This window comes from Microbacterium sp. ZW T2_14 (assembly GCF_044987405.1).
Lineage (GTDB): Bacteria > Actinomycetota > Actinomycetes > Actinomycetales > Microbacteriaceae > Microbacterium.
Map to the genome: position 1 here is coordinate 34,740 of NZ_JBJDRK010000018.1, position 12,028 is coordinate 46,767.

The 12,028-nt window shown below is 70.7% G+C and carries 8 protein-coding genes (1 of these 8 running past the window's edge); 1 reads left to right on the forward strand and 7 read right to left on the reverse strand.

The genetic code is table 11. The annotated features are described in order from the left end of the window. From ACI3KY_RS08240 to ACI3KY_RS08270, 7 genes are all read right to left on the reverse strand, one after another. Window positions 1-4,391, reverse strand: the 5' portion of a protein-coding gene (locus ACI3KY_RS08240; RefSeq protein ID WP_404929690.1) for a hypothetical protein. The gene continues 26,956 nt to the left of window position 1, outside the view; the window shows 4,391 of its 31,347 coding nt (coding positions 1-4,391); its start codon is at window positions 4,389-4,391; its stop codon lies off the left edge, out of view. Window positions 4,392-4,677: 286 nt separating this feature from the next. Next, window positions 4,678-5,766, reverse strand: a complete 1,089-nt coding sequence (gene ccsB, locus ACI3KY_RS08245) for a c-type cytochrome biogenesis protein CcsB (protein ID WP_404929691.1) — start codon at window positions 5,764-5,766, stop codon at window positions 4,678-4,680. Window positions 5,767-5,771: 5 nt separating this feature from the next. After that, complete coding sequence (locus tag ACI3KY_RS08250) at window positions 5,772-7,481, reverse strand: cytochrome c biogenesis protein ResB (RefSeq protein WP_404929692.1); 1,710 nt, start codon at window positions 7,479-7,481, stop codon at window positions 5,772-5,774. A gap of 55 nt (window positions 7,482-7,536) precedes the next feature. Continuing rightward, complete coding sequence (locus ACI3KY_RS08255; protein WP_404929693.1) at window positions 7,537-8,457, reverse strand: cytochrome c biogenesis CcdA family protein; 921 nt, start codon at window positions 8,455-8,457, stop codon at window positions 7,537-7,539. Further along, window positions 8,454-9,083: a TlpA family protein disulfide reductase gene (locus ACI3KY_RS08260; protein WP_404929694.1), complete on the reverse strand. Its 630-nt coding sequence runs from the start codon at window positions 9,081-9,083 to the stop codon at window positions 8,454-8,456. Before ACI3KY_RS08260 ends, ACI3KY_RS08255 begins: the two co-directional genes overlap by 4 nt. Continuing rightward, window positions 9,080-9,709: a histidine phosphatase family protein gene (locus ACI3KY_RS08265; protein ID WP_404929695.1), complete on the reverse strand. Its 630-nt coding sequence runs from the start codon at window positions 9,707-9,709 to the stop codon at window positions 9,080-9,082. The genes ACI3KY_RS08260 and ACI3KY_RS08265 overlap by 4 nt, the downstream gene beginning before the upstream one ends. An 89-nt stretch (window positions 9,710-9,798) precedes the next feature. Continuing rightward, window positions 9,799-10,473, reverse strand: coding sequence for a DedA family protein (locus ACI3KY_RS08270; RefSeq protein ID WP_404929696.1), 675 nt, complete (start codon window positions 10,471-10,473; stop codon window positions 9,799-9,801). A gap of 194 nt (window positions 10,474-10,667) precedes the next feature. Here ACI3KY_RS08270 and aspS point away from each other — a divergent pair, with 194 nt between their 5' ends. Next, the gene (gene aspS, locus ACI3KY_RS08275) at window positions 10,668-12,008 is read left to right on the forward strand and encodes an aspartate--tRNA(Asn) ligase (protein WP_404929697.1); all 1,341 of its coding nucleotides are present in this window, start codon (window positions 10,668-10,670) and stop codon (window positions 12,006-12,008) included. Window positions 12,009-12,028: the final 20 nt, after the last annotated feature.

Genomic DNA, 12,028 nt, shown 5'->3' on the forward strand with positions numbered 1-12,028 from the left:
TCGATGTCGGCGAGCGCACGAAGGGTCACGAGGCCGCCGGCGGTGACGATCACGCCGTTCGCGAAACGGGCTCGCACCGTCGGGGAGACGACCGCGATCGCGATCGCACCGGCGATCGACAGCGAGGCGCCGTCGTCGTCGTTCGTCGCGGCCTTCGGCGTCGACGAGGTCGACGTCGACCCGGCGCCGTTCTGCTGCTTGGTGGAGCTGGCCTGACCGAGGTTGGCGTCGGCCTTCTGGTTGACGTCCTTGCCGCCCTGGTCCTTGCCCTCGGACGGCTTGGCGCCCTGGGCCGAGGCCTGGGCGGTGGTCTTCGCGTCGACGCGCTGCGTGGCGATGAACGACGCCGCGCCGGTCGTCGTGAGGCTGCGGTCGCTGCCAGACGTCGACGTGATGTCGTCGAGGATCGCGAGGGCGAGCGAGACACCGATCCCGGCGGTCGTGCCGGCGGTGGTCGACCCCTTCGCCGTGGTGTCGGCGGCGACGGTCTGGGTGGCGGTGGCGGTGATGCTCGACGCGGTGAGCGGAGCGGAGCCTCTGCCGATGGATGCTGCGGTGTGGACGGTTGCGATGACGATGGCGACCGAGGGGGTGATGGTGACCCCTCCGCCGGCGGCGCCTGCTTCTGCCTCGGTGGTGAGCGTGACGCCGTGCGTGGCGGTGATGCTGAGTGCGCCTGCACCGGTGAGCGGGGGGCCGCGCGTGCCGTTCGCGGCGAGCGCGATGCCCGCGTACACCTCGTGCGTCACGAGGTTGAGCCCGAGCGCCGCGCCGATGCCGACGGTGCCGTCGCCCGACTGGTCGGCCTTCGCCGAGGCCTTGTCGGTGCTCTTCGAGCCGGCGGTGAAGCTCACGGTGCCGCCGCTGAGGATCACGCCCTGCAGCGGCTGATCGACGGGCTGCGGCGCGGGATCGTCGCTCGCGTCGAGGAGCGCCCGCGTGTCTTCGTCGACGATGTTCAGCGCGAACGCGCCGGCGACGCCGAGCGTGCCGCCTGTGCCGGTCGCGCCGGCCTGCGCGGTGGCTTCGAAGACGTGGGCGTCGTCGGGCCCGTCGACCTTGACGTTCGCCGTCACGGCGAGCGAGGCGGCGTGGAGCGAGGCGCCGATCCCGAGTCCCGCCTCGTTCACGAGCCGCACCTTGTTGACGGCCACGGCGGCGCCGATGCCCACCGTCGAGGAGTCGGTCGCCGTTCCCTGGGCGGTGGCCGCGGCATCCGTGTTGTTGGAAGCGAGGAAGGTGACCGCGCCGCCGGTGGTGAGCGAGGAGCCGGCGAGCAGCATGGCGCGCGCCACCGAGGTCACGAGGTTGATGGCGACGGCGGCCGCCACCGACACCGAGGTGCCGTCTTCGTTCTTCTGCTCGGGCGTCGAGGTGCCGCCGCCCGCGCCTCCCTTGGTCTTGCTGCCCGCGTCGCCCAGCTTGGCGTCGGACTTCGTCTTAACGTTGTCGTTCGTCGCGTTGCCGCCCGCTCCCTCACCCGGCGCTCCGGCCGCGCTCGCCTCGGCGTTCGTGGTCGTCTTCGAGACCGCCGACGCGGTCAGCGACACCGGTCCGGTGGCTGCGACATCACGGGCGATGGATGCCTCGGCCTCGTGGTCGACGCTCGCGAGGGCGAACGAGATGGTCAGCGCCAGGGACGAGCCGCTGCCCGCCTTGGTCGCGCCGGTCGCGGACGTCGTCGCCTTCGCGGTCTGCGACGCGGTCGCCGCGAGTGAGCCGAGCGTGAGCGCGGCGCCGGCGAGCACGCCGGCAAAGGTGCGGACGTTGTGGATGGCGATGCTCGCGACTCCCGTGAGCGTCGCGCTGGTGCCGCCGTCCGAGCCGCCGACGGTGGTCGTGGTGGCGTCGTCGGCGCCGGTCGCCGTGAGGACCAGGGCGCCGATGCCGGTGGGCGCCGCGCCGGTCGCGACGGCGGCCACGATGTCGTCCCGGATGAGGCTCAGCGCGACCGACGCCCCGGCGCCGACCGCACTGCCGTTGTCGCCCCCGAGCTCCTGCTTGGCGGTCGCCTTCGCGGTGCTCTTGTGGCTGCCGCGCGCGGTGACGGTGACCGCGCGGTTCGCGAACGAGCCGGCGCCGTCGATGGTCGCGGAGGTCAGCGCGTCGATCTTCGCGAGGGCGAACGAACCCGCCACGGCGATGGATCCGCCGGAGGTCTTCTTGCCCGAGACCGCGGTGGCGGTGAAGGACGAGTCCCCCGCGTCAGGTCCCTCGGCCGCGATGGTGAGTCCGCCCGCGGCGTCGATCGCGCCGCCCTGCACGAACGCCCGGGTGGTGAGATCCGTGATGAGCAGCGCGATGCCGATGCCCACGCCGTTGCCGCTGGCGCCGCCGGCCCCGCTCGTCGTGCCGCCGTCCCCCGTCACCGCGATGGCGTTCTTGCCGCGCGCCGTCACCTTCTGGGCACCGGTCGTCGTCACCTTGGCCCCGACGATGCGGCCGGTCGTGATCGCGTCGGTGAGGGCCATGCCGAACGCGCCTGCGACGCTGAGGCCGCCGTCGCTCGTGCTCGCCTGCCCGTTGCCGCGTCCGGCGCCGTTGGCGCCCTTGTTGTTCTGCGACGCGCCTCCGGGGCTGGCCTTGGCCGTCGCGGTGACCGTGGCCGTCTGCGACGCCAGGATGTCGACGGATGCCGCGGACGTGCCGGCTCCGTTGGTCGAGTCGATCGCGGCATCCGTCGTCTGCGAGAGGTGTGCGATGGCGACACCCGCTCCGCTTCCCGCTTCGTGCGCGTCGCCCACCGCGTTGAGCGTGGCGGTGTTCGCCGCCGCGATCCCGAGCGCTCCCCCGACGATCATCCGCGCGTTGCCGGTGACCTTGCCGATGGCGCTCGCCGTCACGCTCAGGATGGCGACCGCGGCGTCGAAGCTGCTGCTCAGGGGGTCCTCGTCCTTGGACGGGTCCGTCTGCGGCGTGGCGCCGACATCCACCGTCGAGGTCGCGGAGATGGTCGCGGCGCCGTCGACATCGACGACGGCGTCGCCGTCGACGGTGGCCGACGCGTTCGACGTGACGAAAGCGGCGTCGCCGTAGTCCTTGATGAGGGTCACCGGTCCGATGACGGACGACGCCGTCGCGATGAAGGCGCCGGTCGCCGTGATGACCGAGCCGCCGCGGACGGCGACGACCGCATCGGCGTTCGCGAGGATCAGGTAGGCCGTCCCCGCCGTGGCGTCGGGCACGACCGTGGCGGTCGCCGTCAGTGTGATCCCGCCGGTGGCCGCGCCGCCGTCACCTGTCGCGTGGAGCTGGCCGCCGTCGACGATCACCGCCGCGTCGGCGTCGTGGTCGAGGCACTCCGTGATGCTGAAGTCGTCGAAGTCCGTGCAGTCGGCCACGTTCACCGGGATGCCGTCGGTGTTGCTCTCGGCGGCCGTCAGCGTGATGTCACCGGCACTCAGCGAGCCCGTCACCGTGATCGTCTCGAACTGGGCGACGAAGGCCGCGAATCCGAGGATGAGGATGTCGACGATCGTCAGCGAGTCACGCCCGCCGCCACCGGAGATCTTGAGCACGGTGCCCGTGCCGACCGGAGCCATGAACGTCGTCGTCTCGAAGGTGCCGTTGAGGCTGCGCAGCTGGAGCTGGCCGGCGGCCGGTCCGGACTCGAGGATCGCCTCGTCGTCCTTGTCGTCGGCGAGCGCGAAGTCCACGCCGGCGCCCGGGTCGTTGTCGGCGACGATCGGCTCGATGCCGGTGTACTCGACGCGGGTCGAACCGAACTGCATGACACCGCTCGAGCCGTCCGTCGGCTGCGACGAGAATCCGGCGCCGCCGCGGGTGACCAGGGTGTCGAAGCCGGCCGCGCCGTCGAAGCCGACGGTGAGCGCGGGATCGCTGCCGCCGAAGTCGATCGTGAACGTGTCGTCACCGGCGGTGCCGGTCACGCGGATCACCGAGATCTCGGCGAGCAGCCGGGTGACGCCCTCGAAGGTGACCGTCCCGTCGGCGTGGAAGACCAGCGACGACGACGTGCCCGACATGGTGATCACCCAGGGCGCCGGCGCCGGGGCCGGCTCGGGCTCGGCGGGCGCTGTCGTCTCGGCCGGGGCGGTGTCGGCGGGAGCCGTGTCGGTGGGAGCCGCCACATCCGTCGCGTCGAAGGGCCTGACATCGAGTGCCGCCGGCTGACCGATCATCTCGACCTGGTCTGCGGCGTCGGCGGAGGCGGATGCACCGCTCGACGCGGACCCCTCGACTGCCGGTGCTGCTGCGGGCGCGAGATCGGGCTGGCGTGCGGCGGGTGCGGCCGTGATGGTCGTCGCGTCCGCGTTCGCGGGCACGCCGAAGGGGATCGCGATGCTCACCGCGACGGCGATCGCCGTCGCGTACGCGAGCATTGCGAACGCCGCGCTCTGTGAGCGCTTCGTCCCCTGTCCCCAAACCATGACGCGCCTGTCGCTCGAATATCGAATGTGACAACAACGCGCCGGTGCACTCGTTCCGCTTCGCGGCTCCCCCGAACCCCGGCGATGACAATGCATCGAACCCCTGCACGGCTCACCGCCTCCGCCCACCCGAGGGCGAAGCGGACGGCGAACCGAACAGGCGCAAAGCTAAACCCGCAGCGGACGCGACGTCAAGCGTCTGCGCAACATTCCCGCAGCCACGGCCCATGCCGTCCGGGGAATGCGGTGCCGGTCACGTCATGGCGGACGTGCGCCCGGGACCCGTTCAGCTCAAGCCGGAGTAGGCGTGCAGGCCCTTGAAGAACATGTTCACGATCGTGAAGTTGAAGATCACCGCGGTGAAGCCGATGATCGACAGCCAGGCCGAGCGGGAGCCCCGCCACCCGCGTGTCGCACGCGCATGGATGTAGCCGGCGTAGAGCACCCAGATCACGAAGGTCCACACTTCCTTCGTGTCGAAGCCCCAGTACCGACCCCATGCGTCGTTGGCCCAGATGGAGCCGGCGATGAGGGTGAACGTCCAGAAGATGAAGCCGAGGATCGCGAACCGGTACGCGAGCGACTCGAGGGCCTCGGCGCTCGGAAGGGTCCGGAGGAAGCCGGGGCCGGTCTTCGCAGAGGAAGCGGCGGAGGTGCCGAGGGCGTCCTGCGCACGCGCCGCAGCGGCGATCCGCGCCTCTCGCCGCGCCTGCATCAGCTGCAGCACCGACAGGCCGAACGCGAGGGAGAACAGGGCGGTCGCGAGCGACGCGACGAACACGTGGATGACGAGCCACACCGACTTCAGCGGGTCCATCAGCGGCACGATGTCGGTGTAGAACCAGATGGCCGTCCCGCCGAGCAGCACGACGACGAGCCCGGTGATGAAGGTCCCGAGGAAGCGCAGGTCGTACCGGAAAAGCACGCCAAGGTACACGGCCACGATCAGGAGCGTCCCGGTCAGGGCGAACTCGTACATGTTCGACCACGGCACGCGGCCGGCGGCGATGCCGCGGGTCACGTCGCCGCCGAGATGGAACAGGAAGCCGAGCACCGTCAGCGACGTGCCGATGCGGGCCCACACCAGGCGCGCACGACGGCCGACGGGGGCGTTGAGCGCCGCCTCCGACGCGGTCTCCTGCGCACGCAGCTGGTCGACGATCCCTGTTCCCGCCGACGCCCGGCCGCCGCCCGCGGCGACGAGCTCGCGCTCGCGTGCGGTCTGAGCCGCGGCATCCTTCGCCTCCACCGCCACGGCACCCCGCCGCGCCAGGTCGACCGCGTACGCGATGAACGCGAGCGCGTAGATCGCGATCGCCGTCCAGACCAGCAGCACCGAGACGGAGTCGAGGGTGAGAGGGGAGGCGTCAGGCATGATCCTCAGTCTACGTCGGGGGTCGATTCGGGCCGGGCGGGGCGATTCCCGGCCGGCTCACGGTCTGCCAGCGACACGAGATGCCGCTGTGCGAACTGCGCGACGGCGCCGTCGAGCGCGGGGTCCTCGCCACGTGCGAGGCCGGCGTACTCCAGCTGCACGGTATGACCCTGCGGCATCGCCCTCACCCACATGCGCCGGCGCGGGACGAACAGCGCTGCGAGCAGGCCCGCGGTCGCCAGCACCGCGAACAGCAGCACCCAGGTGGCGGCGGCATCCCGATGGACCGACAGCGACACGTACCGCTTGACCGAGTCCTGGAATCCGTTCGCGCCCTCGGGCGCCTCGTTCTCGAACGTGACGCTGCCGAGGCCGTCGGGCAGGTCGACGGTCTCGCCGGGCTTGAGCTCGAGCGAGGCCGCACCGGAATCGCCACCGGCGAGCTGCGTCATCTCCGCGGGATCGAGGGTGTACACCGACTTCGGCACGCCGCCGTCGATGCCGAGGTCACCGGCGTACACCCAGAAGGTGAGCATCGGATACTCGAGGTCGCCGTACACCGACGTGAGTGCGCCGCTGTCGAGCTCCTGCGCCGTCGGGTAGAAGAAGCCGACCATTCCGACCTGCTCCCGCAGCCCGTCGGGCACCTTCACGACGCCCTGCGAGGTCATGTGGTTGTCCTGCGGCAGGAACGGCACCGGCTCGGAGAACACCACGTCGCCGTCGCTGTTGCGCACGGTGATGGTCGGCGCGTAGCCGTTGCCCATGAGGTAGACCTTGTCGCCCGCGATCTGCAACGGGTGGTTCACCCGCACTTCACCCGACTGCGCGTCGGCGTCGGGGAACTGGGTCGTCAGGTGCGCGACGAAGTCGCCGGCCTGCCCGGCGCCCTGCTCGCCGGGGGTCACGTACGACAGCGAGAAGTCGTCGAGAGTGAGCGCGTAGGGCGTGAGGGCATCCTCGTCGACGAAGCGGCCGGGGTTGAACGACGTGTAGTCGAGCATCGTGTTGACCCAGGTCCGACCCTCGATGATGACGGTCTGCCCCGTGTAGGTGAATCCCCCGCCGATGCCGACAGCCAGCAGCACGCCGACGAGCGACGCGTGGAAGACGAGGTTGCCGGTCTCGCGCAGGTACCCCCGCTCGGCCGAGACCGAGAACGACCGGGCGCCGTCGTACCTCGCCACGCGGTAGCCGGCCTTGCGCAGCTGCTGCTGCGCGGCCTCGATCGCGGTCGCGGCGGCGGCGGCCGCATCCGCGTCGTCCCGGCACTCGAGGATCTCGGTGCGATGCACGTCGAGGCGCGACAGCCGCGCTGGCGTACGCGGCGGCTGTGCCCGCATCGCCTTGTAGTGGTGCTTGGTGCGCGGGATGACGCAGCCGACGAGCGAGATGAACAGCAGGATGTAGATCGCCGAGAACCAGGGCGACGTGTAGACGTCGAAGAGGCTCAGCTTGTCGAGCACCGGCGCGAGGTCGGCATTGTCGACGAAGTACTGGCGCACGCCGTTCGGGTCGGCGCTGCGCTGCGGTACCAGCGAGCCCGGCACGGCCGCGATCGCGAGCAGCAGAAGGAGCACGAGCGCCGTCCGCATCGACGTGAGCTGGCGCCATCCCCAGCGCAGCCACCCGACGACGCCGAGGGCCGGCTGGGTGATGCCCTCCTCGGTGGCGGCGGGCGCCGCCGAGTCGGCGTGGTCGGCGGGTCGCAGCATCCCTTCGACCGGGTCGGAGAGGTCCGCCCCCTCGGGAGTCGAGCCGTGCGGGGCGTCAGAGCGGGGCCGGGACACTGGCGAACACCCCCTGCAGCTGGGCCATGACGGCGGTCCAGACGCCGGTGACCATCAGGAGTCCGAGCACGATGAGAAGGCCTCCGCCGATCAGGTTCACGACGCGGATGTGGCGGCGCACGAACGAGACGGAGCGCGTCGCCCAGCCGAAGCCGAGCGTGAGAAGGAGGAACGGGATGCCGAGTCCCAGCGAGTAGGCGACACCGAGGAGGGCCGCACGCGCCGCCGAGCCGGAGTCGAACGCCATGGTGAGGATGACCGCGAGGGTGGGGCCGATGCACGGCGCCCAGCCGATGCCCAGCGCGATGCCCAGCAGCGGCGCGCCGATCAGCCCGAGGTTGCCGCGCACCTGCGGCCGCGTGATGCGCTGCGCGATGCCGAACCAGCCGATGAAGACCAGCCCCATCGCGATGATGACCACACCGAGCACGCGGGTGATGAGGTCGGCGTACTCGAGCAGGAAGCGCCCGAGTGTGCCGCCCAGCATCGCCATGCTGACGAACACGACGGTGAACCCCGCGATGAACAGCAGCACGCCCAGCACGAGCCGCCCGCGGCCGGGTTCGGCGTCGCTCGCCGGTTCGACGCGTTCCGCCTCGGTCGCCGGAGCTCCCTCGCTCAACGGCCGAGGGCTTTCGGTCGCCGGAGCGAGGTCGGTCCCGGTCGTTGAGCGAGCGAGGAACGAGCGAGACGAAACGCCTCGGACCTTCGAGGAGCCTTCCGCCGCAGCATCCGTCCCCGCCCGCGCCGGACGCGGGCTCACGGCACCGCCGATGAAGCCGAGGTAGCCGGGCACCAGCGGCAGCACGCAGGGCGAGAGGAACGAGATGGCACCGGCGAGGATCGCGATGGGGATGGCGATGAGCAGCGACCCGTCGGCGACCAGTGCGCCCAGGTTCACGACTCCTCCAGCGTCTCGCGGACGATGGTCTCGAGGATCGACGCGTCCTCGATCTGGCCGACCAGGCGCGCGGCGACGCGGCCCTTCTTGTCGAGCACGAGCGTCACGGGCACCGCGTTCAGCGGGCTCTCGCCGGCGAACGCGAGCTTGATCGAGCCGTCCTCGGTCGCCAATGCACTGGGGTAGGTGACGCCGTAGGTCTCGGCGAACGCGCGGGACGCCTCGCCACCGTCGTACAGGTTCACGCCGAGGAAGGCGACATCCTGCCCTTCGAACGCCGCGTCGGCCGCCGCGAGTTCGGACGCCTCGACGCGGCACGGCGCGCAGCCGGCGTACCAGAAGTTCACGACGAGCACGTCGCCCGCGTAGTCGGCGCTGGAGGTCGTGCCGCCGTTGTCGAGCACGCCCTCGAAGTCGACCGGCTCGGTGCGGTCGTCGGCCGCGATCTCGTCGACCGCGAAGCCGTCGGCTGCGACGAAGCCCTTGTTGTCACCGGAGCGGTACTGGTCGGCGAGGGGATCGCTGGTGCACGCGGCAAGACCCGCGATGAGGCCGACGACGAGGAGAGCGGATGCCGCCGTCTGCGACCTGCGCCTCGCCCGCGTTCCTGCCCACCGACCGGTCATACCGCCCCCACATCCACGGCGCCGGCCGTCGACGCCGGTTCGGCGTAGGCGGTCTCGGTCCACTTCTTGTCGACCATCTCGAAGCTCGTCACGCTCGACAGCGCGCAGCGGCGCGCGCGGGGATCGTGCCGGAGCGGCAGACCGGCGACGGCGAGGTGTGTGAGCCAGATCGGGAGCTGATGCGACACGATGACGACGTCGCCCGCGTCCGCGGCATCCCATGCCTGCGTCATCGCCGCATTCATGCGCCCCACGACGTCCGCATACGGCTCGCCCCAGCTCGGGAGTGCGGGCTTGCGCAGATGACGCCAGTTCCACGGGTTGACCATCGCGATCGCCATGCGCTTGCCCTCGAAGACGTTGGTCGGCTCGATGACGCGCTCGTCGATGACGGGGGCCATGCCGAAGATCTCGGCGAACGGCTCGGCGGATTCCTGCGTGCGCTGCAGCGGCGAGCACACCAGCGCCGAGACGGGACGCTCGAGCGACTTCACGTACTCCGCCGCCTGCCGGGCCATGCGGCGGCCGTCTGCGCTCAGGCCGTAGCCCGGGAGTCGCCCGTAGAGCACGCGGGCGGGGTTGTGAACCTCCCCGTGGCGCACGAGATGAAGGCGAGCTGCGGGCACCGCCCCAGTCTACGTGGGCCTCATCTATGGGCCGGCTGAGCGTCCTCCCAGGTTCGCGGTACGAGAGGCGTCAGCCGCGGGGGCTCGACTCAGTCGAGCTCCGGTTCGCTGCGATCGCGGGAGTCGCGCGCGGCGAGCGCCTCGCGCACCCGCGCCACGACGAACCAGACGACGGCCACCGCGGCGACCGCGATGACGACGTACTGGAGGATGTCGGCGTACCGCTCGACGATGTGCCAGGAGGCGCCGAGGAAGTAGCCGGACAGCACGAAGATCGAGTTCCACAGCAGGCTGCCCGCCGCCGTCAGCAGGGCGAATCTCCACACCGGCATGCGCGTGATCCCGGCGGGGATCGAGATGAGGCTGCGGAAGATGGGGATCATGCGGCCGAAGAACACGGCCTTGCCGCCGTGCCGCTGGAACCACGCGACCGTGCGGTCGATGTCCTCAGGCTTGAGCAGCGGCACCTTCGCCGCGACCGCGCGCAACCGGTCGACGCCGAGCCACGCACCGAGGCCGTACAGCAGCAGCGCCCCGATCACCGACCCGGCCGTTGTCCACACGAGGGCCTCGACGACGGTGAACGAGCCGCGACTCGCGGCGAGCCCCGCCATGGGCAGGATGACCTCGCTCGGCAGCGGCGGGAACAGGTTCTCCATCGCGATCGCGATGCCGGCGCCGGCCGGGCCGATCACGTCCATGAGCGAGACCGCCCAATCGGCGAGCGTGCTCAGCCACGAGCCGTCGGTCGTCGCAGTGGTCATTCGTCGGATCCCCGTCCGTCCGTCGGCACCTGGTGGCGGCGGCCGCCACCGTTCGGCGCGACGGATCCACGCTACGGAAGGTGGATGAACGGAACCTTGGTGCAGACCCCCCGAAGCCCGTGGGGTCTGCCGGAGTCTCCGGTGATCGTGCCCTGCAGAGGACGACGCGACGCGTCAACGTACACTTGTCCCTCGTGACTGAACGCGTTCTCGTCAACCAGCTCAAGGGCCTCGCCGACGGCCCCGTCTCCGTCTCCGGATGGGTCGAGACCGTCCGCGACCAGAAGAAGGTGCAGTTCGTCATCCTTCGCGACGAGACCGGGGCGGTGCAGCTGGTCAACCCGGCGACGCGTCCGGCCGAGGACGGTTCGGAACAGGATGCCGCGGCCCTGGCACTCACCGACCTCATCTCGAACCTGGCCACCGGCACGTTCCTGACGGTCAGGGGTGAGCTGAAGCACGACGAGCGCGTGAAGCTCGGCGGCGTGGAGATCAAGATCGGCCGGCTCGACATCGCGGCCGCCGCCCTCCCCGAGACGCCCATCGCCGCCGACAGCGGCATGGACAAGCGCATGGACTGGCGCTTCCTCGACCTCCGCCAGCGCCGCAACAACCTGATCTTCCGCGTGCAGACGACCCTCGAGCACGCCTTCCGCTCGTATTGGATCGACCGCGACTACATCGAGGTGCACTCGCCGAAGCTCATGGCCTCGGCCTCCGAGTCCAACGCCGAGCTGTTCTCGCTGGAGTACTTCGGCGACCAGACGGCGTACCTCGCGCAGTCGCCGCAGTTCTTCAAGCAGATGGCGCAGGTCGCCGGGTTCGGCAAGATCTTCGAGATCGCCCCCGCCTTCCGCGCCGACCCGTCGTTCACCTCGCGTCACGCGACCGAGTTCACGTCCGTCGACGCCGAGATCAGCTGGATCGACTCGCACGAAGATGTCGCCGCGATGCAGGAGGAGCTGCTGCAGACCGCGTTCCAGGCGGTCAAGGACAAGCACGGCGCCGAGATCGAGGAGCTGTTCGGCCTCGAGGTGCGGGTGCCGGCCATCCCGTTCCCGCGCATCCCGCTCGCCGAGGCGCGCGAGATCGTGAAGAGCCGCGGCTACGAGATCCCGCGCACCGACGGCGACCTCGACCCCGAGGGCGAGCGTCAGATCTCGGCCTACGTCGAGGAGACGTATGGCCACCAGTTCGTCTTCATCACCGACTACCACCCCGAGATCCGCGCGTTCTACCACATGCGCGACGAAGAGACCGGGCTCACCAAGTCGTACGACCTGCTGTTCAACGGCGTCGAGATCACGACCGGCGCGCAGCGCGAGCACCGCGTCGACGTGCTGATCGAGCAGGCGAAGGAGAAGGGACTCGGAGCCGAGCATCTCGACTTCTACTTCGACTTCTTCCGCTACGGCGCCCCGCCCCACGGCGGATTCGGAATGGGTCTCGCCCGCGTGCTCATGCTGCTGCTCGGCGAGTCGTCGATCCGCGAGGTGACCTACCTCTTCCGCGGTCCGACGCGCCTGGCACCCTGAGCCTCGCATCCTGAGCCGCG